20 protein-coding genes are annotated in these 23,484 nt (G+C 66.4%); 3 read left to right on the top strand and 17 right to left on the bottom strand.

What is annotated here, in order from left to right; genetic code table 11:
* Positions 1–7: 7 nt before the first annotated feature.
* From DN388_RS10165 to gcvA, 8 genes are all read right to left on the bottom strand, one after another.
* Complete coding sequence (locus DN388_RS10165) at positions 8–595, bottom strand: nucleotidyltransferase family protein (RefSeq protein ID WP_254999446.1); 588 nt, start codon at positions 593–595, stop codon at positions 8–10.
* Positions 579–1,625, bottom strand: coding sequence for an XdhC family protein (locus DN388_RS10170; RefSeq protein WP_254999448.1), 1,047 nt, complete (start codon positions 1,623–1,625; stop codon positions 579–581). The genes DN388_RS10165 and DN388_RS10170 overlap by 17 nt, the downstream gene beginning before the upstream one ends.
* Positions 1,626–1,678: 53 nt before the next feature.
* Positions 1,679–3,028, bottom strand: a complete 1,350-nt coding sequence (locus DN388_RS10175; RefSeq protein ID WP_123752488.1) for a cytochrome c — start codon at positions 3,026–3,028, stop codon at positions 1,679–1,681.
* A gap of 24 nt (positions 3,029–3,052) precedes the next feature.
* A complete protein-coding gene (locus DN388_RS10180) occupies positions 3,053–5,311 on the bottom strand; it encodes a xanthine dehydrogenase family protein molybdopterin-binding subunit (protein WP_254999457.1) in 2,259 nt (752 codons plus the stop codon).
* Positions 5,311–5,769 carry a (2Fe-2S)-binding protein gene (locus DN388_RS10185; RefSeq protein WP_254999459.1) on the bottom strand — a complete coding sequence of 153 codons (459 nt, stop codon included), beginning with the start codon at positions 5,767–5,769 and terminating at the stop codon, positions 5,311–5,313. Before DN388_RS10185 ends, DN388_RS10180 begins: the two co-directional genes overlap by 1 nt.
* Positions 5,770–5,897: 128 nt before the next feature.
* Positions 5,898–6,806, bottom strand: a complete 909-nt coding sequence (locus DN388_RS10190; RefSeq protein WP_254999460.1) for a YncE family protein — start codon at positions 6,804–6,806, stop codon at positions 5,898–5,900.
* 70 nt (positions 6,807–6,876) lie between these two features.
* The gene (locus DN388_RS10195; protein WP_054915403.1) at positions 6,877–8,127 is read right to left on the bottom strand and encodes an aspartate aminotransferase family protein; all 1,251 of its coding nucleotides are present in this window, start codon (positions 8,125–8,127) and stop codon (positions 6,877–6,879) included.
* A 90-nt stretch (positions 8,128–8,217) separates the two neighbouring features.
* On the bottom strand, positions 8,218–9,108 hold the full coding sequence (gene gcvA, locus DN388_RS10200; RefSeq protein WP_088515400.1) for a transcriptional regulator GcvA: 891 nt from the start codon (positions 9,106–9,108) through the stop codon (positions 8,218–8,220).
* Positions 9,109–9,442: 334 nt separating this feature from the next.
* Here gcvA and DN388_RS10205 point away from each other — a divergent pair, with 334 nt between their 5' ends.
* Entirely contained in the window at positions 9,443–10,843 is a 1,401-nt protein-coding gene (locus tag DN388_RS10205) for an amino acid permease (RefSeq protein ID WP_054915402.1), read from the top strand.
* Positions 10,844–10,933: 90 nt separating this feature from the next.
* Here the strand turns inward: DN388_RS10205 and DN388_RS10210 are convergent, their stop codons facing one another.
* The 4 genes from DN388_RS10210 to DN388_RS10225 all read right to left on the bottom strand — a co-directional run bounded on the left by DN388_RS10210 (position 10,934) and on the right by DN388_RS10225 (position 14,293).
* Positions 10,934–11,521, bottom strand: coding sequence for a biliverdin-producing heme oxygenase (locus DN388_RS10210; RefSeq protein WP_254999464.1), 588 nt, complete (start codon positions 11,519–11,521; stop codon positions 10,934–10,936).
* Between the two features lie 304 nt (positions 11,522–11,825).
* Positions 11,826–12,515: a hypothetical protein gene (locus DN388_RS10215; RefSeq protein WP_043862966.1), complete on the bottom strand. Its 690-nt coding sequence runs from the start codon at positions 12,513–12,515 to the stop codon at positions 11,826–11,828.
* A 234-nt stretch (positions 12,516–12,749) separates the two neighbouring features.
* A complete protein-coding gene (locus DN388_RS10220; RefSeq protein ID WP_254999467.1) occupies positions 12,750–13,442 on the bottom strand; it encodes an N-acetyltransferase in 693 nt (230 codons plus the stop codon).
* Positions 13,443–13,579: 137 nt separating this feature from the next.
* The gene (locus DN388_RS10225; RefSeq protein WP_229589264.1) at positions 13,580–14,293 is read right to left on the bottom strand and encodes a GNAT family N-acetyltransferase; all 714 of its coding nucleotides are present in this window, start codon (positions 14,291–14,293) and stop codon (positions 13,580–13,582) included.
* A 368-nt stretch (positions 14,294–14,661) separates the two neighbouring features.
* On the opposite strand from DN388_RS10225, the gene DN388_RS10230 reads away from it, so the two are divergent.
* The gene (locus tag DN388_RS10230; RefSeq protein WP_043862964.1) at positions 14,662–15,855 is read left to right on the top strand and encodes a sugar transporter; all 1,194 of its coding nucleotides are present in this window, start codon (positions 14,662–14,664) and stop codon (positions 15,853–15,855) included.
* A gap of 5 nt (positions 15,856–15,860) precedes the next feature.
* On the opposite strand, the gene DN388_RS10235 is transcribed toward DN388_RS10230, so the two are convergent.
* Entirely contained in the window at positions 15,861–17,384 is a 1,524-nt protein-coding gene (locus DN388_RS10235; RefSeq protein WP_254999476.1) for an FAD-dependent oxidoreductase, read from the bottom strand.
* Positions 17,385–17,496: 112 nt separating this feature from the next.
* Between DN388_RS10235 and DN388_RS10240 the strand changes: the two genes are divergently transcribed.
* Positions 17,497–17,949 carry a GNAT family N-acetyltransferase gene (locus DN388_RS10240; protein WP_100633888.1) on the top strand — a complete coding sequence of 151 codons (453 nt, stop codon included), beginning with the start codon at positions 17,497–17,499 and terminating at the stop codon, positions 17,947–17,949.
* Here the strand turns inward: DN388_RS10240 and fdhE are convergent.
* Genes fdhE through fdnG form a run of 4 tightly spaced genes read right to left on the bottom strand, consistent with a single transcriptional unit; the run spans position 17,946 to position 23,437 of the window.
* Entirely contained in the window at positions 17,946–18,836 is an 891-nt protein-coding gene (fdhE, locus tag DN388_RS10245) for a formate dehydrogenase accessory protein FdhE (RefSeq protein ID WP_236176885.1), read from the bottom strand. The two genes, DN388_RS10240 and fdhE, sit on opposite strands and share 4 nt — an antisense overlap.
* Positions 18,833–19,480, bottom strand: coding sequence for a formate dehydrogenase subunit gamma (locus DN388_RS10250; RefSeq protein ID WP_043862960.1), 648 nt, complete (start codon positions 19,478–19,480; stop codon positions 18,833–18,835). The genes fdhE and DN388_RS10250 overlap by 4 nt, the downstream gene beginning before the upstream one ends.
* A complete protein-coding gene (gene fdxH / locus DN388_RS10255; protein ID WP_269210608.1) occupies positions 19,477–20,367 on the bottom strand; it encodes a formate dehydrogenase subunit beta in 891 nt (296 codons plus the stop codon). The genes DN388_RS10250 and fdxH overlap by 4 nt, the downstream gene beginning before the upstream one ends.
* A gap of 19 nt (positions 20,368–20,386) precedes the next feature.
* A complete protein-coding gene (gene fdnG, locus DN388_RS10260; protein ID WP_254999500.1) occupies positions 20,387–23,437 on the bottom strand; it encodes a formate dehydrogenase-N subunit alpha in 3,051 nt (1,016 codons plus the stop codon).
* Positions 23,438–23,484: the final 47 nt, after the last annotated feature.

Genomic DNA, 23,484 nt, shown 5'->3' on the forward strand with positions numbered 1-23,484 from the left:
GCGTCGCTCACCTCGAGCCGGCCGGGATGTCCCGTGGCTGATCCACATCCCTGATGACGCCCGCATCTTCCACCGGCACCTGGACGCAGGCGTCGTGCGCGCCGCGCACGATGTCCTTGCCGCCCTGATCGCCCTGCAGGCATGCCAGGGCCGGCCAGAACTGTCGACCGAAGATCACCGGATGCCCACGCACCCCGTGATGTAGCGGCAGCACGATCTGCCGGGCGTTGCACAGGGCCTTCAACTGCTTGAGCGTCTGCGCCTGCACCCACGGCATATCGCCCAGCAACACCGCCACGGCCGGGGCCGGTGACTGTTCCAGCGCACGCACCCCGGCTGCCAGGCTGCTGCCCATGCCCTGGTCGGCCTGCTCGGCCCACAGAACCCGTACCCGCCCGTCAATTGCCAGGGTCGCGGGATCGTCCCCGGGCCTGAGTACCACCCGGACGTCGTCGAACGCCTCCAATGCCCGTGCCAGCGTGGCTGCCAGCAGCGTTTGCCCCGACGCCAGCCGTGCCAGGCGCTTGTCGCTGCCAAAGCGCCTGGCACGGCCTGCAGCCAGCACCAGGGCGATGCAGTCACCCTGGGTGCGCACAACACGATGCCTGAGTCGGTGGCGGGTGCTCCACCTGGGGCTGGGTCGGCCCCGCGCCGACAGCGCCGGGCAGGGGCACGCCGTTCTTCACCGCCAGCACCTCGGCCATCACGCTCACCGCAATCTCCCCTGGGGTCTTGCTGGCGATGTAGAGCCCGATGGGCCCATGCAGGCGCCGCAGCGATTCCGGCGTCTGGCCAAAATGCCCGATCAAGCGCTGGCGGCGGCTCTCGCTGTTGCGCCGCGAGCCAATCGCCCCGATGTACATCGCCGGCCCGCGCAGCGCTTCGATCAGCGCCAGGTCATCCAGCCTGGGGTCATGGCTCAGGGCAATCACGCAGGTGCGAGCATCCACCGCAAACGCGCGCACCACGTCGTCCGGCATGCCCATCAGCTTCTCTACCCCGGCGACCGTCCACACGTCCATGTGCTCCGGCCGCGGATCACACACCGACACCTTGAACCCGTTGAACAGCGCCATCACCGCCACGTACTCGGCCAGCACACCGGCGCCGATCAGCAGCATCCGGTAAGCCGGCCCCAGCGGGTTGCTCAGCCGCTGCCCATCGAAGCTGAACGGTGCATGGGGCTGGTCGGCCTGCACCGTCACCTCACCCGAGGCCAGGTCAAGCTCGCGGCGCATCAGTACTCCCTCATCAAGCAGCGCCAGCAAACGGCCCAGCGCCTGCGCGCAGGGTGCGAACTCCAGCACCAGTTCCAGGGTGCCGCCACATGGCAGGCCGAACCGGTGCGCCTCGTCCGCACTCACGCCGTAGCGCACCACCTGTGGCGCGCCGCCGGGTATCCCCGGCCCGCCATGGAGGCTGCTGTACCGGTCAATCAGGTCGTCCTCGATGCACCCGCCCGACACACTGCCCACCGCGCGCCCGTCCTGCCTGAGCACCATCATCGAGCCCACCGGTCGCGGCGACGAGCCCCAGGTGCGCACCACGGTGGCCAGCAGGCAGCGCTCGCCGCCGGCAAGCCACTCCCGGGCAGTTCGCAGCACCAGCAGGTCAATGCTTTCCATGGGGTGTCCTCGACAGGCGTTGCAATGGCATGGGGGCTTCCTGGTAGTGATGCTCAACGCATCTGCAAGATGATCGGGTTGCTGCTGGCCGGCCCGGTGTGCTCGCGCAGCTTGCCCACCGCCTTGGCCTCTACCGCGCCACCGTGATTGCCCCAGGTGCTGCGCACAAAACTCAGCACCTCGGCAATTTCCCGGTCCGACAGCTGTTCGCGAAATGCCGGCATGCGGTAGGCGTCCGGCACGCCCGCGGCGACGATGCGCTGCGAGCCGTTCAGGGTGATGTTGATGGCCGATGCGTCCTCCCCGGCCAGCGCCGAGGTGGCGCCGGCCAGGGGTGGCATCCACTCGGCCTGGCCGCGCCCGTCCAGGCCATGGCAGGTCGCGCAGCGGCTCACGTAGGTGTGGGCGCCGGGGGCCGTGGATGCGGCCGACAGCTCGCTCGCCTGGTACTGCCATGCCGGCCCGTCGCGGCCGGGGTCGCCGGGCAGCGACTTGAGGTAGTGCGCGATCGCGCCCAGGTCTTCGTCGCTCATGAACTGCGTGGAATTGTTGAACGCCTCGGTCATCGAGCCGTACACCACCGCGTGCCGGTTGCGCCCGTGCTTGAGGAAGCTGACGATATCCGCCTCGTTCCAGCGCCCAAGCCCGGTGTTGGGGTCGTTGCGCAGGCTCGGCGCATACCAGCCATCCAGCAGCCCGCCGGCCAGGTACGTCTTGCTGGCCTCGCTCAGGCCCTTCTCGTTGAAGGCCAGGCCGCGCGGCGTATGGCAACTGCCGCAGTGGCCCGGCCCCTGCACGATGTAGGCGCCGCGGTTCCACTGCGCATCCTGGTCCGGCTTGGCCGGGTAGGGCGCGGGGTCGGTGAACAGGCCGTTCCACAGCGCAATCGGCCAGCGCAGGTTCAGTGGCCAGGGGATTTCGCTGGGCTTGTTGGCCTGCGCCGCCGGGCTCACCCCGTGCATGAAGAAGGCATACAGCGCGCGGATATCGTCGTCACTGAGCTTGGCGTACGAGGGGTAGGGCATGGCCGGGTACAGCCGGCGACCGTCCGGGGTCACCCCATGGCGCACGGCGCGGTCGAAGTCGGCCAGGCTGTAGGCGCCGATGCCGGTGGCGCGGTCGGCGGTGATGTTGGTGGCGTAGATCGCGCCCAGCGGGGTGGCCATCTTCAGCCCGCCGGTAAACGGCGCCGCCTCTGGCAGGCTGTGGCAGGCCACGCAGTCGCCCAGCCGCGCCACGTACTCGCCGCGTTGCACCAGGGCCGGGTCTGGCGGTGCGGCACTGGCCTGGGCAGCGAAGGGCGACGCCGGCGTGCGGGTCACGTACCAGGCCAGCACGGCTGCGATGACGAGGCAAAGCAGCGCGAAACAGCCCAGCGTTGTTGCGAGTCGACTCTTGGTCATGTGCGCGGTGTCCCTGATCGAGGCCTAGCTGAAGGTGTAGCGCGACAGCGGCATGCTGCGGATGCGCTGGCCGGTCAGGTGCGCCACCGCATTGGCCACCGCCGGGGCCACCGCCGGCAATGGCGGCTCGCCGATACCGCCCATCTTCGCGCCGCTCTCGACGATGCGTACATGCACCCGCGCCATGCGCTGCGCCGACAGGATCGGGTACAGGTCATAGTTGCGCGCGCGCGGCTGGCCGTTCACGTACACCGCTTCCTCCACCAGTGCCTGCGACAGCCCCAGCGACACCGCGCCATTGACCTGCGCCTCGATGATCGCCGGGTTGACGATGCTGCCGGGGTCGATGGCCTCCCAGATATCGTGCACCTTCACCTGGCCCTGCTCGATGGACACCTCGGCGATCACCGCCGCCTCCGAGCCGAACGGCGAGGCCATGGCCACACCCCGAGCGCGCCGCGAGCCGTCCTCGGCAGTGAACGGGCCACGCTTCCAGCCACCGGACAGATCGCCCACCGCCTGCAGCAGGTTGGTCAGGCGCTGGTTATCGCGCAGCAGGTGCAGGCGCAGTTCGAACGGGTCCTGCTTGCCCTTGTCGGCCAGTTCATCGAGGAACGCCTCATAGAAGAAGTCATTCAGCGAGTTGCCCACCGAACGCCAGTAACCGAGCATCGCCGGGCCTTTCACATAGACCTGGGCGATACGTTTGCTGGGGATGGCGTAGGCCTTGCCCGACAGCCCTTCGAGCGCCGTGGGGTCGATTTTCTCGCCCTGCTTGCCGGCGATGGCTTCGGTGGGGCCTTCGGTGGCGCTGACTGCCTCGATGGCCACCGGCAGGCCCTGGGCGTCGAGTGCGGCGCGGAACTTGACCACGGCCATGGGGCGCAGCGCGTCACGCAGAAACTCCTCTTCGCGGCTCCAGATCAGCTTGACCGGGCGCCCGACCGCCTTGGCCAGCAGGATCGCCTGAGGGTAGGGGTTGGCGCTGTCGTACAGGAAGTGGCGGCCGAAAAAGCCGCCCAGCAGCGGCGAGTGCAGGGTGATCTGTGACGGGTCCAGGCCGGTGCGCTTGGCCATGTCGGCGCGGAACATGTCGGGCGCCTGGTTGGGCAGCCACACCTCCAGCGTGCCGTCGGGGTTGAAGCGCGCCAGGGCCGAAGGCGGCTCCAGCTGCGCATGGTTGAGGAACTGGTTGTGGTAGGTGGCCTCCACCTGGGTGGCGGCGTCGGCAAAGGCTTTGCCGAAGTCGCCTTCATTCTCCTCGTCGCGGGCCGGGCCGGTGGCCGCGGCCAACTGGTCGCGAAAGGCGTCACTGGAAAAGTCCGCAGGCATCTGGCGCACCTTCGAGTCGGCCGATGCCTCCAGCCACTGCACCTGCACGGCCTCCACCGCGCGCTTGGCGTGCCACCAGCGCTCGGCCACCACGGCCACCGCACCGGGCAGCCGATGCACCGAATGCACGCCCTTCATGGCTTTCACCTGCGCCTCGTTGCGCAGCTCGCCCACGCGCATGCCCAGGCGCGGTGCATGCTGCACCGCGGCATGCAGCATGCCGTCGACCTTCACGTCGATGCTGTACACGGCCTTGCCGGTGGACTTGTCATAGGCGTCCACCCGTTGCACCGGCTTGCCGATCCAGCGGAACTGGCTGGGGTCGCGCAGCGTCACGCTGGCAGGGTCTGGCACGGGCAGGTCCATGGCCTGGGCTGCCAGTTCGCCATAGCCCAGCGTGCGCCCCGACGCGGCGTGTATCACCCGGCCGGGCTCGGTGCTCAGGTCGCCCACCGGCACGCCCAGGCGCTCGGCAGCGGCCTGCAGCAGCATGGCGCGGGCCAGGGCGCCGAGGCGGCGCATGGTCGGGTAGCTGGTGCGCACCGACATGCTGCCGCCGGTGATACGCATGCCATTGTCCATCACCACGTACTGCTCGCCGGGCGGTGCGCTGTCGATCAAAAAGGTGGCGGGGTCGGCATCGAGCTCTTCGCCCACGATCTGCGCCATGGCCGTGAAGATACCCTGGCCGCCCTCCATGAACGGGCTGAGCAGGCGGATGCGGCCGTCCGGGCGGATCTCCAGGAAGGCCGGCACCTGGGTGCCGGGCGCCGCTGCGTTGCCCGTGGCGGCCTGCACACGGCTCAGTCCCAGGGGCAGGCCGAAGCCCAGCACCAGTGCGCCCACTGCCGTGCCGGCGCTTGCCAGCAAGAAGCTGCGGCGCGAGATATTGACCGGCTCGCCCACAGGGAAGGGCTGGGCCACGCCGGTAACGCGCAGGCTGTCGTTCATCAGGCGTTCTCCTGCGCGGCGGCCACGTCGTGCACGGCGGCATGGATGGCGTTGTAGGTGCCGCAACGGCACAGGTTGACCATCGCGGCAGCAATCTGGGCATCGCTCGGGTGCGGGGAGTGCTTGAGCAGGGCAGTGGCCGCCATCACCTGGCCCGACTGGCAGTAACCGCACTGGGCCACCTGGTGCTTGACCCAGGCGCTGACCACGCGCTTGCCCACGGCGTCGGCCTCCACGGCTTCGATGGTGGTGATTTCGCGTCCCACCACGCCGGCCACCGGGGTCACGCAGGCACGCACCACGACGCCGTCCACCAGCACCGAGCAGGCGCCGCACTGGGCCAGGCCGCAGCCGTACTTGGTACCGGTCAGGCCCAGGTCATCGCGGATCACCCACAGCAGGGGCGTGTCCGCGTCAGCATCGACCTCGTAGGTCGTCTGGTTGATTCGCAGTTGCATGGCTCACCCGTCATCAGTCGGTCAGGTCTTGATTTCTTATGGGCGTGGCCGTGCGCAAGGCGCAGGCCACCCATAGACGCTAGCACACGGGGCGGCGGGGGCCGTTGAAGGGGCGGGTCAGGTGACGATCAGCAGGGGCTGGCCAGGTCCAGCTTGGCCACGATGGCGCCGGTGAAGAAGTCCACCACCTCGCCACGATGGCTCAGCACGTGGTCGCCAAACCAGTCAGCGGCCAGTCGCGCCTTGGGCATGATGGTGGTCTCGGTATGGCCGGTGGCGGTTGCGATGATGAGATCGCCGGCGAGCGTGGAGCTGTCGGTGGGCGAGGTCGGCAGGCACAGGTGGCTGCCGGATTCGTTGAACAGGATCCGGCCCGAGCCGACATGGCCATACGCACTGACGTCCTTGGTCCATACCGTTGCGCCCTCGCGGTCGCAGCACAACAGCCGGTTGTTTTCCCCGGTCACGAACAGGTACTGCCCGTCGCGGGAAAAGCGCAGGCTGCGCACCTTTGCCTCCAGCGGCACGCTGACCCTGCCGACTTCGCCGCTGGCGCAATCGACCGTCAATACGCCATTGCGGGCACGCTCGTCGGGGGCCCAGAGCCTGCCCTGCAGCGGGTCGATGCTGCCGAACCTGGCGTCCACGTCACGCTCCACAGGGTCGCTGTGTTCACCGCTGTCCAGGTCGATGATCACCGGGCGTTTCTTGCCATTGGCCACGCTGACCAGCGCGTAGCGGGCGCTGGGGTCGAAGCGTGCCCAGTACGACAGCAGGTTCTGGGTTGCATGCAGCGGCGCGCCGTCGTGCACAAGGTTCAGCCGCGAGCGGCTGGCCCCGCGCACCACCAGCCACTTGACCCCGCTCAGCGCGATGCGGCGTTGGTCGCGTGCGATGTCCCACACGCTGTCGTCGGGCTGGGCGAAAGTCGGCCGGCTCAGGGTGCCGGTGTCGGGATGGTACTGCACGAGGCAGGGCGGGCGAACGGTGTCGTCCTTGTCGAAGAACACCAGGCGGCGCGGTACATCGATGTACATTGGAACTCCCAGGGCCAGCGTGCGAAACGATGCAGGATAAAGCCTGATTGCGCTGGGCAAAAGCACTTGCTCATGACAGTTCTGCCAGGCAGCGCTCCAGGATATCCAGCCCGCGCTCCAGCACGTCTGCCTCGGCGGTCAATGGCGCCAGCAACCTGATGATGTGCCGCGCCTTGCCCGCCGGCATCAGCAGCAGCCCGGCCGCGCGTGCCTTCTCCAGCACCTCGGCCAGTTGTGCCGTGGCCGGCTTGCCTTGTGGCGTGACCAGCTCGATGCCGCGCATGGCGCCCACACCGGTCAGGCGCCCGAGGTACGGCGTCAACCCGCGGGCCTTCCACGCTTCATACCGCCCGACGATGGCGCGCTCCTGCAACTCGCCCCAGGTCGCCAGGTTGGCATCGCTCATCAGTTCCAGGGTCGCCAACCCTGCCGCACAGGCCAGCGGGTTGCCCGAATAGGTGCCGCCCAGGCCACCCTTGGGCAGGCTGGCCATCAGCTCGCGCCGGCCTACCACCGCGCCCAGCGGCACGCCGCCGGCAATGCTCTTGCCCAACAGCAGCAGATCCGGCTCGATGCCCAGCCGCGGGAAGCCGAAGCGCTGGCCGGTGCGGCCAAAGCCCGACTGGATCTCGTCGATGATGATCAGGATGCCGTGTGCATCGCAGAACGTGCGCAGGGCCTGGGCAAAGGTGGGGTCCATTGCCAGGAAGCCGGCTTCGCCCTGCACCGGCTCGAAGATGAAGCAGGCCACTTCGTTGACGTCGATCTCGACGCTGAACAGGCGCTCCAGCGCCTGCATCGCCTGCTCGCCGGTCACGCCGTTGTCGGCGCTGGGGTAGGGCAGGTGGAACACCGGGCCGGGCAGCACGCCGACCTTCTGCTTGTAGGGTGCCACCTTGCCATTGAGGTTGAGCGTGGCCAGGGTACGTCCGTGGAAGCCGCCATCGAAGGCCACCACCGCCGTACGCCCGGTGGCGGCGCGGGCCACTTTCAAGGCGTTCTCCGCCGCCTCGGCGCCACTGTTGGTGAGCATGCCTGCCATCGGGTAGCTCAGTGGCACGAACGCCTCCAGGCGTTGCATGAACTGCACATAGGGCCCGTGCGGAACGGCGTTGAACGCCGCATGGGTCAGTTGCGTGGCCTGGTGCTGGATGGCGCTGACGATCGCCGGGTTGCAATGCCCCAGGTTGAGTACGCCGATACCGCCCACGAAGTCGATGTAGTGCTTGCCATCGGTATCCCACACCTGGGCATTGCGCCCGTGTGAAAGTGTAATGGGATGCACAATGGAAAGAGATCGGCTGATTGTTTCGTGCGTCATGGGCAAGTACCTGGGTGACGGAAGTTTTTATATATCTAAGCCAACATCCGGCAAACGCCACAAGCGAAATAAAGTCGAGCAATCATTCCGTCAAATCGTGATCCTGCCCTGTATCCACTCGACGAACGCCTTCACCTTCGGCACCTGCGCCGCATGCTCGGCATGGGCGATGAAGTGCGCGCCCTCGCTGGGCATGGTGTGCGCCCAGGCCACCACCAGCTTGCCCTCGGCCAGTTCTTCGGCCACCAGGTAGCGTGGCACCAGGGCGATGCCGCAGCCGGCCTGGGCCGCGCGGATGCACAGGTAGAAGGTGTCGAAACGCGGCCCGTGGTAGCTGTGCTGGGACTGCAGGTCCTGCTGCAGGAACCACTCGTGCCAGGCCTCCGGGCGCGAGGTGCATTGCAGCAACGGGTGGTGGGCGAGGTCTTCGGCGCTGCGTGGCAGCGCTGCCGCGATCAGCTCGGGGTGACACACCGGCACCACCTCTTCATGGAACAGCTCGATGCAGGTGGCCCCCGGCCAGGTGCCCTGGCCGAAGAAAAACGCGATGTCGGCCTTGTTGTTGAGCAGGTCGAAGGGTTCCAGCTCGCTCTTGATGTCCAGATGGATGTTCGGGTGCTGCCGGCTGAAACCGTGCAGGTTGGGCACCAGCCAGCGTGCGCCGAAGGTGGGCTGGGTGGCCACGGTCAGCACCTGGGTCTCGCCGCCGTAGGTCAGGATGTAGCGGCTGGAGATGTCCAGCTGGGTGAGGATCTTGTTCACCTCGGCCAGGTACAGCGAGCCTGCAGGGGTCAGGTGCAGGCGCCGGCGCACGCGCTGGAACAGGTTGTGGCAGAGCATTTCCTCGAGTTGCGCCACCTGCTTGCTCACCGCGCTCTGGGTCAGGTGCAGCTCCTGCGCGGCGCGGGTGAAGCTCAGGTGGCGGGCCGCCGCTTCGAAGCATTGCAGGGTGGTGGTGGAGGGCATCAAACGCTTGGACATCGAGGGCACCGGGCAGATGAAAAGGACTGAGTTCATTCCATGGAGGAATCATGTGGTGATAAAAGGTCGTTTGTAAGCAGCCTGTTCGCAGATTAATACTGACCTGCGTCAATCATTTCAACTGCTAGTTTCGATGCCCCGAGGGACCGGGAAAAGTGCGTCCGAAACTTATCGAAAAGAGGCCGATCAGTACCCGTTACATTACGTTTGATGCCCAAAAAACAATAACGGCTCCTTACATTTCTGCTGCCGCACACTTTCCATGAAGACCTTGGCCTGACCTGCGCGGTCATCGCGCAACCAGGTGCAGCAGGCATTGGCCAGAGAGGCAACCATGTCGTCCCTACAAGAAAAACCGCAACGCTCGCTCAAGCACGGCCTGACCTCGCGTCAGGTCTCGATGATCTCCATCGCCGGCATCATCGGCGCCGGTTTGTTCATCGGTTCGTCCAACGCCATCGCCAAGGCCGGTCCGGCCATCCTCATCTCCTACATGATTACCGGCCTGCTGGTGCTGCTGGTGATGCGCATGCTCGGCGAAATGGCCATCGCCGACCCCAACAGCGGCTCGTTCTCCACCTACGCCGGGCGGGCCATCGGGCCATGGGCAGGCTTCACCATCGGCTGGCTGTACTGGTGGTTCTGGGTACTGATCATTCCGGTCGAGGCAATCGCCGGTGCCGATATCCTGCACGCCTGGTACCCCGACGTGCCGTCCTGGGCCTTTGCCTTCCTGATCATGATCGTGCTGTCGTGCAGCAACCTGATCAGCGTGAAGAATTTCGGCAAGTTCGAGTACTGGTTCGCCCTGGTCAAGGTGGTGGCGATCATCGGCTTTTTGGTGGTGTGCCTGATGGGGGTGAGCGGTGTATGGCCGCTGGCGCAGACCTCGGGCGTCGAGAACCTGTGGTCCAATGGCGGCTTCATGCCCAACGGCTTCGGCGCCGTGCTGGCCGGCGTGCTGGTGACCATCTTCTCGTTCTTCGGTGCCGAGATCGTCACCATTGCCGCCGACGAAACCGCCAACCCGAAAGACAAGATCCGCCGCGCCACCAACCTGGTGGTGTACCGCATCGCGATCTTCTACGTGTTCTCGATCTTCTTCATCGTCGCGCTGGTGCCGTGGAATGACCCGCGCCTGCTGCAGGTGGGTTCGTTCCAGCGCGCGCTGGAAATCCTCAACGTGCCGGGCGCCAAGTTCCTGATCGACGTGGTGGTACTGGTGGCGGTGACCAGTTGCATGAACTCGGGGCTGTATACCGCTTCGCGCATGCTCTATTCGCTGGGCGCACGGGGTGAGGCGCACCCGCTGACCAAGCGTATTTCCGGCAGTGGCGTGCCCACCGTGGCGGTGCTGTTGTCGACCCTGGCCGGGTTTGTCGGTTGCTTCGTGAACTTCGCCTTCCCGGGCAAGGTGTTCGGCTTCCTGCTGTCGACCACCGGGGCCATCGCGCTGCTGGTGTACCTGGTGATTGCCGTGTCGCAGCTGCGCATGCGTGCCATCGTCGAGCGCGAGGGCACCGAGCTGGCGTTCAAGATGTGGCTGTTCCCGTGGCTGACCTGGCTGGTGATCGTGGTGATTTCGCTGGTGCTGGGCTACATGCTGTTCAGCCCCGACTACCGCTACGAGACCTTGATGACGGCGGCGGTGACGGCGTTGATCCTGGGCATCGCGTTCTACCGCAAGCGGGCGCGTATCGAGCATCAGCCGCAGGCGATGACCGAGCAGGGTTAGCGAGCGCTGCGCACTCGATCGCCGGCAAGGCCGGCTCCTGCAGGATCATCGTGACTCCTGCAGGAGCCGGCGAAGACGTCGCTACAGGCCTCAGCCGAAAATGTCGCGCACGCTGCTGCGATAGAACTCGAACGCCGCCAGCGCCCCATCCACCGCCTGGCGCTCCTGTTCCTCACTCAGCACCAGTGCATCGATCAACCCCACGAACTGGCGCCACTGCAGCGTACGCCCGTCCGGGTGCGGCGCCAGATGCCGGGCGCCACGCTGCGCGTCCAGCCCCAGTTGCTGGGTTTGCTTGAACAGAAACGCCGCCCCCAGGTTCGAGCCCTCGCTGCAGTACAGCCAGCCCAGTGCTTCAGCTGGCGCAGACAGCTGCACAGGGGCCGGTACACCGGGCACCGGCAGGCCAAGGTCGCGCAGGTCGGCCTGCACTGCCTCGAACCGCGACAGCGCCGCCAGCCCGGGCAATGTGCGGTTCAACTGCGCATCGCCATACAAGGCTTGAAGGCTGCCATGAAAGCGGTGCTGCACCTGCAGAAACAATGCATAGCGCTCGCGGCTCTCGAACGGTCGAACGCCCAGCACCAGCGTATCGACACTGTCGTGCTCGCGGCGGCTGGCGGCCTTGAGGCGTTGGCAGCGGCCGGTTTCGGGCGCAGGGGAGGCGGGGGCATTCATGGTCGGGGTCTCATGTCGGCAGTGAGCAGGCATTGGTAATGCCAATGCCTAGACTCTCTCGCGCCATCGTCGTTCCGTGCAGCACCCGGCCTGCCAGGCGAGCGTCTTCAATGCGTGGATCTGCAATGGAATCTTCATCCCGGGGCATTCGTCTCTGAACTGCATTCGTGGGCGTCATGGCCGGCGGATGCTTGCATGCGCTCCAGGTACGGTCAAGCGCCGCGCAGGGCGGGTAGATGCGGGGTTGAGCAGGAGTGTCGAGCAGGCCCCTGCACCCGCAGCGCGGGCGCAGGGGCTGCCAGGTTCATGCCGGTGCGGCGGCTGTCTTGACTGCCCGCGGCTTGCGCAGCTGTTCCAGGCGTGAACCGCTGTAGGTGGTCTCGCGGAAGAACTTCCAGCGCCCGAACAGGCAGTACACGTGCGCCACGCGCCCCTGTTCGTGATAACCCATGCGCAGGTGCAGCTTCATGGCCGGTACGTTGTGCGTCTCGACCACGTCCACCACCTTGTTGCAGCCCTGGGCCTGCATGGCCGCCCACAGGTTGACCTGGGCATCCACCGACAGCCTGGTGCCGAAGTACGACGGGGTCATCTCGCCGCCGAACTCGAAGAACTCGCCCTCCTTGACCGGGAAGGTGCAGCCGTAATAGTGACGGTCCAGGTAGTCGCGCTTGCTGCCCCAGATGAACGCCACCGCATTGTCGGCATCGTCCAGGTACATGTGCCCGGTGTGGCCTTCGCGGGCAAGCTCGGCCATGGTTTGCACACGGTCGCCGAAGTGGCGGGCAAAGGCGACGGCGTTGTCCTCGGTGATGGTCACCAGGCGCACCGGCTTGTGCGGTCGCAGGTTGTGCGGCGGTACCGCACTGACCAGGTCGCGCTCCATCCACAGCAGTTCCCAGTGATAGAACACATGGCGTTCCCAGAGGGTTCTGGCGACGCGGCGCAGGCCTTTTCTTCTGATCTTGTCGCGCACGTTCTGCAAAGCACCCATGGTGCCTCCTTGCCGGATAGGGCGGATGAAACGGTGGGTTTGATGAAATCTTTTTCATGGTATAGCCCAGCGTTTTGACGGCGTGTCAAAAAGCCATCGCAGCGGTTGTTTCAAAATATGTGTAACAAGGGTGAACCGCTCTACACCGGAGGTTACCGGCATAGAGCAGTTGATCGGAAAGGTCTGACGCTTTTTTGACGATTTAATGGCGCCTGAATCAAGGCGCGGTTCTGCTCAGGCGATGAAGGTGTCAGGGGCCCGTGGCCGGGCCCGCGGCGCCAGGTGAGCGAGGCGCTTGCCGCTGTAGTGGGTGGTGCGCGAGAACCGCCAGCAACCGAACACTCTGTAGGCGTGGGTGATGCGACCCTGTTCCTGATAATCCAGCTGCAGGTGCATCTTCACCGCCTGCACGTTGTCCAGCGCCACCACATTGACGATGCGCGTACACCCCTTGGCCAGCATGGCGGACCACAGGTCAAGCTGGGCCTGGGTCGACAGGCCCGTACCGAAGTAGGCGCGGTCGACTTCCCCGGCAAACTGGAAGTATTCGCCCGGCTGCACCGGGAAGGTGCAGCCGTAGTAATGGCGGTCGTGGTAATCGCGGGTGCTGGCCCACACCATCGCCACCGCGTTGCCGTGGCTGTCCACGTACATGTGGCCGGTGTGGCCCTGTTCGGCGAGGTCGGTCATGGCCTGCACCTGGCCAGGGAAGTAACGGCTGAAGGCCTCGGTATTGTGGGGTGTTATCACTACCAGGTGCACTGGCGGGCAGGTGCGCCTGCGTTGCGCGGCGACGGGCGCAAGGGGGCTGCGCTGCAACCACACCAGTTGCCAGTGCGAGAAGATGTAGCGGCGCCACAGCGGGCGAAGCGCACGCAGCAAGCCTTTTTGTCTGATGCGCTGGTGGGCGATTTCGATCAATTGCATGAGAACTCCGACAGGTTCTATTCCAGGAGCTCCGATTAGGCGTCCACCGGCAGTTGCATGCCATCGGCCTTCTCTACAGCCCCGGTAAGCTGAAGGTCATGCGCGCTGCATGACCTTGCAACCCGGGGCGTAGGCGCTCAGGCGTCGGTGTCGTGCAACTGCGGCGCCGGCTCGCTGTCGGCCTTGCGTCTGGCCCGCGGGGCCAGGTGGGCCAGGCGCGAGCCGCTGTAGTGGGTCACGCGGGAGAAGTACCAGCGCCCGAAGAACCTGTACGCGTGGGTGATGCGACCCTGTTCGTGGTAGTCCAGGTGCAGGTGCATCTTGACTGCCTGTGCGTTGTCCAGCGCCACCACCACCACGATGCGCGTGCAGCCTTTGGCGAGCATGGCCTCCCACAGCTCGGTCTGTACCCGCGTGGACAGGCCGGTGCCGAAGTAGGCGCGCTCGACTTCGCCGGCGAACTGGAAGTATTCGCCGGGCTGTACCGGGAAGGTGCAGCCGTAGTAGTGCCGGTCGTGATAGTCACGGGTGCTGGCCCACACCATCGCCACCGCGTCACCGGCTTCGTCCAGGTACATGTGGCCGGTGTGGCCTTCGCGTGCAAGGTCGTTCATGGCCTGCAACTGGCCGGGGAAATGGCGCGCGAACGCGTCGGTATTGCTCGGGGTGATCTGGACGAGCCGCACGGGAGGGCAGGGGCGGGTGCGTTGTCGAGGCACCCTGGCCAACGGGTCGCGGTCCAGCCACACCAGTTGCCAGTGCTGGAACACGTGGCGTTGCCACAGCGGGCGCAAGGCGCGACGCAGGCCTTTTTGTCTGAGACGTTGGAGCAGTTGCGAAACTAGGCGCATACGGCCTCCTGGCAGATCCGGTACTCAAGGGACCCCGATTAGGCGTGTGTCGGTAAACCCTGACCATCGGACAATGCTGCAGCCCTTGTCAGGCTTTGCACTACTACGGGCTCATGACAAAGACACTGCATGTCCGTGGCAAGTTTCATCGGTGGGGCCGGCGCGGCGCGGCGAGCGTTATTGTCGCCCCCCGACGCATGACGTACCATCGGGCCTGCGACCCGCACCTACCTATAACAACCTTCTGCAGCGCAACACCCAGGCCGCCGGCCCAGGGGTGGCTTTTGCCTGCGCGCCTTTTGCCGCGCAGGTTTCATTGAACCCAGGGTCGCGTCTGACGCGCCCGCCCCGGAGCCTTGCCCCGTCCGATGAACAACCCCGCAGATACCCGTAATGGCAGCTGGCTCAGCGTTTTCGCGCTGGCCCTGGCTGCATTCATCTTCAACACCACCGAGTTCGTGCCGGTGGCCCTGCTCAGCGATATCGGCCGCAGCTTCGACATGCCCACCGCCCAGGTCGGGCTGATGCTGACCATCTATGCCTGGGTGGTGTCGCTGGCCTCGCTGCCGATGATGCTGATGACCCGCAACATCGAGCGGCGCAAGCTGCTGGCGTTCCTGTTCGTGCTGTTCATTGCCAGCCATGTGCTGTCGAGCATGGCCACCAGCTTCGGCATGCTGCTGTTCAGCCGCATCGGTATCGCACTGGCCCACGCGGTGTTCTGGGCCATCACCGCGTCGCTGGCGGTGCGGGTGGCGCCGCCGGGCAAGCAGGCCAAGGCCCTCGGGGTGCTGGCCACCGGCACCACCCTGGCCATGGTGCTGGGCATTCCGCTGGGGCGAGTGGTGGGCGAGGCGCTGGGCTGGCGCACCACCTTCATGGGCATCGCCGGGGTCTCGGTACTGACGTTGCTTTGGCTGATGCGCTCGCTGCCGCGCCTGCCCAGCCAGAACTCCGGTTCGCTGCGCAGCCTGCCGATGCTGCTCAAGCGGCCGGCGCTGCTCTCGGTGTATGCGTTGGTGGTGCTGGGCATCACCGCGCAGTTCACCGCCTACAGCTACATCGAGCCGTTCAGCCAGCAGGTCGCGGCGATGAGCGGCGAAATGACCACCATCCTGCTGTTGCTGTATGGCGGGGCGGGCATCTTCGGCTCGATCCTGTTCAGTCGCTACAGCGAGCGTTTCCCGCGGGGGTTCGCGATTGGCGCCATCGGCGCCATCGCCCTGAGCCTGTTGCTGCTGGCCCCGCTGGCAGTCAACCCGACCCTGCTCTGCGCGCTCAGCATGGTATGGGGCATGGCGATCATGTGTTTCAGCCTGGCCCTGCAATCGAAGGTGCTGGTGCTGGCTTCCGATGCCACCGACGTGGCCATGGCCATGTTCTCCGGGCTGTACAACGTGGGCATCGGTGGCGGGGCGTTGCTGGGCAGCCTGGTCAGCACCCACATGGGCCTTGGCGACATCGGCCTGGTGGGCGGCGCGGTCGCGGTCAGCGGCCTGGTGCTGTGTTGCGTGACCACCTACCGCTATGCCGGGGTGCTGGGCGCCGACAAACCGGCGTAAGCACCTCACCAGGGGCGCAGGCCCCGCTCGCTGAAGTAGCGCTCCACGGCGGCGGTGGAGGCCGAGGGTTCGGCCAGCGCCACGTAGCTGTCGGGGCGCAGCAGGTACAGCGCGTTGCGTGCCAGGCCGGCGGCCGTGCAGGCGGCCGACCAGGGGTAAACCTGCAGTGGCAGCTGGCGTGCGGCGCACCAGGCGCTCAGTTCCTTGCTGGCCAGGCCGTACACGTGTACCTGCCAGCCCAGGTGCGACAGCGCGCTGAAATTGTCGTGTTCCTGCGTGACCACCCAGGGCAGGCGGTCGCCGCCCTGCACATGGCCGGCGCTGCCGAAGCTCAGCGGCATCAGGCGGTAGTTCAGGCCCAGCTGCGAGACCGTGCGAAACAGCAGGCTGCGCGCCTTGGCGAATGCCGCCATGCGCGGTATCAGCACCGGTGCCAGGCGCGTACGCAACAGGTTGGCGATGCTGCCATCGGCGGTAGCGAAGGTGAACACCTGGTCGGTGGTGGCCACCAGGCGCCGGGCGAAGGCCATGCGCTCGACCGGGTAGCTGTCGAGCAGGTCATCGTGGGCCTTGCCCTTGAGTACGCTGCACAGCTTCCAGGCCAGGTTGATTGCATCGCCGATGCCGGTGTTCATGCCCTGGCCGCCGGCCGGGCTGTGCACGTGCGCGGCGTCGCCGAGCAGGAAGGCGCGCTGCTGGCGGAAATGCCCGGCCACGCGATGGTGTACGCGGTAGGTGGAAAACCAGTTGACCTTGAGCACCTGCAGTTGCAGGTGCTCGATGGCGCGTTGGCTGACATCCTCGAAACGCAGTTGCTCGGGGTGTTCGGCGCGTGCGTCGCGCACCGTACCGATCAACCGCGCGCGGCCTGCGCCGGCCAGTGGGAACACCGCCAAAAAGTCCGCCTCGTCCAGGTCCACGTGCAGCTCGCCGTTCATGGGCGGGCCGCTGGCATCCACGTCGGCCACGTAGAACAGCTGCTGGTAGGTGCCGCCGGGGAAGTCGACATGCAGGCCGTTGCGCACGGTCGAATGGGCGCCGTCGCAGCCGGCCAGGTAATGCGCCTCGCAGTCTTGCTCGCTGCCGTCGGGCAGGCGCAGGCGTGCGCTGACGGTGGTGTCGTGCTGGGTGAAACCGAGCAGTTCGGTGCTGCGTTCGACCTCCACGCCAAGGCCGCGCAGGCGCTCGATCAGCAGGTTCTCGTGCTGGTCCTGCGGGTAGATTTCGAGAAAGGGGTAGGGCGTGAGGTTGGCGCCGATGCTGTCCAAAGGCAGCCGTGCGGCGGGCTCGCCCTTGACCCAGAGGTTGGCGGCGGGCACCTGGTGGCCGGCGCCAACGACCGCGTCGGCCAGGTCCAGCTGGCGGTACAGCTCCAGGGTGCGGGCTTGCACGGCGAGCGCGCGGGAGGTGGTGCCGGCGGCGCTGGTCCTGTCGAGGATACGTACCGAGATGCCCAGCTTGCTCAGCCACAGGGCCAGGACCAGGCCGGTGGGCCCGGCGCCGATGATCAGGACGTCAGAGTGGGGCATGGCGCGGTCCTCCGGGAAGGTGCGGTGGCACTGACAAGTGTAGATGCAGGTGGCCACACCCCTCATCCAATTCGGTGTACCTTTGCATCCCCCCAACGCCCAGAGCACACCCATGATCGACTGGCTCAGCAACCACCCACACCACAGCGATACCCTGGCCCGCTGGCTGCACGAGCAGTTCGCCTACGAATACGCCGATGTACCGCTGGCCCAATGGCAACAGGAGTTCGCCCATGGCCAGGCTGACGGCAGCCTGTACAGCCTGCTGGCGCTGGATGACGGCAACCTGCTGGGCAGCGCTTCACTGGCCCGCGACGACCTGCCCCTGCGGCCCGACCTGAGCCCCTGGCTGGCCTGCGTGTTCGTCAGCCCGCAAGCCCGCGGCCAAGGCCTGGCCGAAACGCTGATCGAGGGCATCTGCACCAAGGCCAGGGCCCTGGGGCACACGCACCTCTACCTGCACACCCACGACCGCGCCGAGTACTACCACAAGCGGGGGTGGCAGTACCTCGAGCAGTTCCAGGCCTGGGGCAAATCACACTGGCTGATGCAGTACCCGCTCTAGCCCGGGAACAGAAACGGGTTCACGCCGCTGCGATCGAACCCCTGGCGCTCCACCTCGGCATCCAGCGCGATCGAGGCCAGGTCATCGGCCACCAGCTCAAGGTCGCGCTCGTGCTCGGGGTAGAACACCTTCAGGTAGCTGTGGCAGTCGTCGCAGCTCTCGGCCTTGATCGCGGTTTCATGGGTATCCAGCGACCAGTAGTCCAGGCTGCCGGTCTCTTCGCAGTTGCTGCACTTGAGCCGCACCATGTGCCAGCGGCTCTCGCACAACCCGCAGTGCAGGTAGCGCAGCCCGGCCTGGGCACCGGTCATGATCACGCTGGCCACCGGCGCCCCGGTGCACACCGGGCAATGCTGGCGCTGCTCGCCCACGCCGGCATTGCCGATGGCGGGCAGGTGCGCCGCCAGCTGGGTGAAGTACAGCGACAGGGCCGCCCACAGGAACAGCGCCTGACCGCTGTCGATCTCGCTGAAGCGGCCTGCCAGCAACGCATCGGCCGCCACGTCCAGGGCGGCCTCGCCCTGCGCGCACAGGCCCTGCAGGGTGGCGTGCTCGATGTGCTCGCCAAGCCCGCGCAACAGTTGCTGCCAGTAGGCATCGCGCGGCAGGCTGGCCCAGGCCAGCGGCGCCTTGCCGGCGGCTACCCGCCCGGCCAGGCTGCTCACCAGCGTTGCCGGTAGCGGCAGGCGTTCGAGCAATTGCTGCTGGGCATCGGCCACCTGTGCCACGAACTGCAGGTAGTCGGCCATCGGGTGCCCCTCGGCCAGCTGACGCAGGCGGGTGGCGCGCTGGCGGTAGCGCTCGCCCAGGGTCGGCAGCAGCACGGCAGGTATTTCGCCAACGCCGGCGCTACGCTGCTCGGCAGGGGTCATCTGGATGCTGTTCATTGCTGCTTGCCACTCCCGCTCTGCTTGTTGCTGATCTGTCGGTACCAGCGATCATGGTGGGTCTTGGCCCAGCTGCGGCTCACATACCCGGTGACCATGCCACGAATCGAACCCTTGACCCAGAACGCCAGGTACGCATGGCCGATGATCAGCAGGATCAGGCAGATGCCGGCAATGGCGTGTACCAGCAGGCCGATGCGAATCGACGGGATGCTGAACCACGGCGCGAAGTACGGCCGCCAGATCACCACGCCACTGACCAGCAGCACGCTGATCAGGCCCATGATTCCCCAGAACAGGATCTTCTGCCCGGCGTTGTACTTGCCGATCTGCAGCGCCGGCTCGTGCTCGCCGGCCAGCACCTGGCGCACGTTCCTGAACCACGCGAGGTCTTCACGCTCGGGCAGGTTGTACTTGACGAAGCGCACGAACAGGAACGCCAGCAGCAGGAACACCACCACCCCGAAGAACGGGTGCAGGATGCGCGCCAGCTGCGGGGTGCCGAACACCGCGTTGAGCCCGTTGAGCGACGGGAAGAACCACGACAGCCCCGACAGGGCCACGGCAAGGAAGCACAGCACCATTACCCAGTGGCTGGCACGCTCGATGAAGCGGGTGCGCAGGATCAGTTTGTCCTTGTTCATGCGTGAGTGTCCTCCTCGTGTTTCTCGTCGGCTTCCTCGACCTCGTTCGGCCCCACGCCCACATAGTGGAACAGGGTGCCGGCCAGGGTAGCGAAGAAGGCCACGGCCGCCACCGGCTTGAGCCAGCCCTTCCAGCCATGGATGGCGCTGCTGATGCGCGGGTCGGTGGGCAGCTTGTGGTACAGGTGCGGCTTGTCGGCGTGCTGCAGCACGTACACCACGTGGGTGCCGCCCACGCCCTGCGGGTCGTAGATGCCGGCGCCGGCAAAGCCGCGGCCCTGCAACTCGGTCACGCGCTCGCTGGCCTGGTGCAGCATGTCCTGCTTGCTGCCGAAGTTGATCGCCCCGGTGGGGCAGGTCTTGACGCAGGCCGGCTCCTGGCCGACCGACACGCGGTCCACGCACAGGGTGCACTTGTAGGCCTTGTTGTCCTTCTTGCTGATGCGCGGCACATCGAACGGGCAGCCGGCGATGCAGTAGCCGCAGCCGATGCAGTGGTCGGACTGGAAGTCGACGATGCCGTTGGCGTACTGGATGATCGCCCCCGGTTGCGGGCAGGCCTTCAGGCAGCCCGGGTCGGCGCAGTGCATGCAGCCGTCCTTGCGGATCAGCCATTCGAGCTTGCCGCTTTCATCTTCGACTTCATCGAAGCGCATCAGCGTCCAGGTTTCGGCCGACAGGTCGGCCGGGTTGTCGTACACGCCGACGTTGTGGCCGACCTCGTCGCGCAGGTCGTTCCACTCGTTGCAGGCCACCTGGCAGGCCTTGCAGCCGATGCAGATGCTCACGTCGATCAGCTTGGCCACTTCGGCCTGGTGGTCGCGCGCACGCGGCGCCGGGGTCAGCACGTTGGTGGCCGAGCGCTTGATGATGTCTTGGGATTGCATGGACATGAAGTTCGCTCCCTCAGGCCTTTTCGATGTTCACGAGAAACGCCTTGTATTCCGGCGTGTGGGTATTGGAATCGCCCACCCCCGGGGTCAGGGTATTGGCCAGAAAGCCCTTGCGCGTGGTGCCTTCATAGCCCCAGTGGCAGGGGATGCCGATGGTGTCGACGTCCTGCCCGTCGATGGCCAGGCGGCGGATGCGCTTGGTCACCACGGCCTTGGCCTTGATGTAGCCACGCTGGGTGCTGACGCGCACCAGGTCGCCCTGCACGATGCCCTTGTCGGCGGCCAGCTTCTCGCCGATCTCGATGAACTGCTCGGGCTGCACGATGGCGTTGAGCCGCGCATGCTTGGTCCAGTGGCGGAACAGCTCGGTGATCGAGTAGGTGGTGGCCACATACGGGAACTGCTCGCGGCTGCCCATGCGCTTGCGATCGCTTTCGTACACCCGCGCGGTGGGGCTGTAGGTCACGTTCGGGTGCAGCGGGTTGTTCGCCAGCGGGCTTTCGGTGGGCTCGTAGTGTTCGGGGAACGGCCCGTCGTTCATCGCGCCCACCGAGAACAGCCGGCCCAGGCCTTCAGGCAGCATGATGAACGGGTTGGTGTTGCTGCCCGGTGCAGCGGTGACGGCGAAGTCCGGCACGTCCACGCCGCTCCAGCGCGCCCCGTCCCAGCCGATCAGCTTGCGCTTGGGGTCCCACGGCTTGCCCTGGGGGTCGGCCGAGGCGCGGTTGTAGAGAATGCGCCGGTTCTGCGGCCACGCCCAGGCCCAGCCCGGGGTGCAGCCCAGGCCGCTGTCGGCGTTGTCGCGCCGTGCCATCTGGTTGCCCTTTTCGGTCCAGGAGCCGGCGAAGATCCAGTTGAAGCTGGCAGTGGTGCCGTCGTCGCGCAACTGCGAGAAGTCGTCGAGCAACTGGCCCTTGCGCAGAATCAGGTTGCCCTGTTCGTCGTGCAGGTCGGCCAGGGCGCGGCCGTTGGATTCCTTGGCCACTTCCTCGGGCTTGGGGTCGAACGGGTCGGCGTAGTCCCAGGCCATGTTGAGGATCGGCGCGGGGTTGGCACCGCCTTCCTTCTCGTACAGCTCGCGGATCTTCAGGAACAGGTGGCCGAGGATCTTGCCGTCGTGCCAGGCCTCTCCGGGCGGCGCAGCGCCGGCCCAGTGCCATTGCAGCCAGCGCCCGGAGTTGACGATCGAGCCGTCTTCCTCGGCAAAGCAGGAGGAGGGCAGGCGGAACACTTCGGTCTGGATCGCCGCGGTGTCCACGTCGTGCTCCTCGCCGTGGTTCTGCCAGAAGCTCGAGGTCTCGGTGGCCAGCGGGTCGATGATCACCAGGAACTTGAGTTTCTCCAGCGCGGCCTGGGCCTTGTTCTTGTCCGGGAACGCCGCCACCGGGTTGAAGCCCTGGGCGATGTAGCCGTTGACCTTGCCCTCGTACATGCGGTTGCTGTAGTTGAGCACGTCGTAGCTGTCGTCCCACTTGGGCAGCCAGTCGAAGCCCCAGTCGTTGTCCTTGGTGGCCTTGTCGCCCCACAGGCTCTTCATCAGGCTGACGAAGAACTTGGGGGTGTGCTTGTAGTAGTTGACCTGGTCGGGCAGCACCGCGCTGGGCGTGGTCTGCTTGAGGTAGGTGGCCAGGTCGGTCTGCGCATCCGATGGCAGGTTCATGTAGCCGGGCAGGCGCAGCGAGAGCAGGCCCAGGTCGGTGTAGCCCTGGATGTTGGAGTGGCCGCGCAGGGCGTTGACCCCGCCACCGGCCATGCCGATGTTGCCCAGCAGCAGCTGGATCATGCCCGAGCCTCGGATCATCTGCGCGCCGTTGGTGTGGTGGGTCCAGCCCAGGGCGTAGAGGAAGGTGGCGGTCTTGTCCGGGGCACTGGTGGTGCCGAGGATTTCGCAGATCTGCAGGAAGTCGGCCTTGGGCGTGCCGCAGATGTTGGTGACCATGTCCGGGGTGTAGCGGCTGACGTGGGCCTTGAGCAGGTTCCACACGCAGCGCGGGTGGCTCAGGGTCATGTCGCGCCTGGCGAAGCCGTCGGCGTCCAGCTCGTAGGTCCAGGAGCTGCGATCGTAACTGCGCTTGGCCGGGTCGTAGCCGCTGAACAGGCCGTCGTCGAAGCTGTAGTCCTCGCGCACGATCAGGCTGGCGTTGGTGTAGGCGCGCACGTAGTCGTGCTGGATCTTGTCGTGGGTGATCAGGTAGTTGACCACGCCCATCAGGAAGGTCACGTCGGAGCCGGCGCGAACCGGCGAGTAGAGGTCGGCCACGGCGGCGCTGCGGTTGAAGCGCGGGTCCACCACGATGACCTTGGCGCCATTGCGGATCTTGGCCTCGATCACCCACTTGAAGCCCACCGGATGCGCCTCGGCGGGGTTGCCGCCCATGATCAGCACCACGTTGGCGTTCTTGATGTCGACCCAGTTGTTGGTCATGGCGCCGCGCCCGAAGGTCGGCGCCAGGGCCGAGACGGTAGGGGCGTGGCACACGCGGGCCTGGCTGTCGGTGCCCAGGATGCCCAGGGCGCGGGTGAAGCGCTGGTCCAGCGAGCCGGTTTCGCTGCTGGCGGCCGAGCTGCACAGCATGCCGGTGCTCAGCCAGCGGTTGACCGTGGTGCCCTTGTCGTTCTTCTCGATGAAGTTGGCGTCACGGTCGTCCTTCATCAGGCGTGCGATGCGCTCGATGGCGTGATCCCAGCTGATGCGCTGCCATTTGTCCGAGCCAGGGGCGCGGTATTCGGGGTAGAGCAGGCGTTGTTCGCTGTGGATGTAGTCCACCAGGCCCGCGCCCTTGGGGCACAGCGAGCCGCGGCTGACCGGGTGATCGGGGTCGCCTTCGATGTGGAAGATACGCGCCTTGGCGTTCTTGGCGCCGTCGCCAAGGCTGTACATCAGCACGCCGCAACCCACCGAGCAGTAGGTGCAGTTGTTGCGGGTTTCCTTGGCGCGCAGCAGCTTGTACTGGCGTGATTGGGTGGCCTGGGCCATGCCCGGGGCGAAGCCCAGGCTGGCCGCAGTGGCGGTGGCAGCGCCGACGGTGCACAGCTTGAAGAACTGTCTTCTGCCCAGTCCCATGGTTATCTCCTTGTACAAACGAGCTCCAGAATCGGCCGCGCACGCGC

It is taken from the genome of Pseudomonas sp. S12(2018) (assembly GCF_024355235.1).
GTDB classification, from domain to species: Bacteria; Pseudomonadota; Gammaproteobacteria; order Pseudomonadales; family Pseudomonadaceae; genus Aquipseudomonas; species Aquipseudomonas palmensis.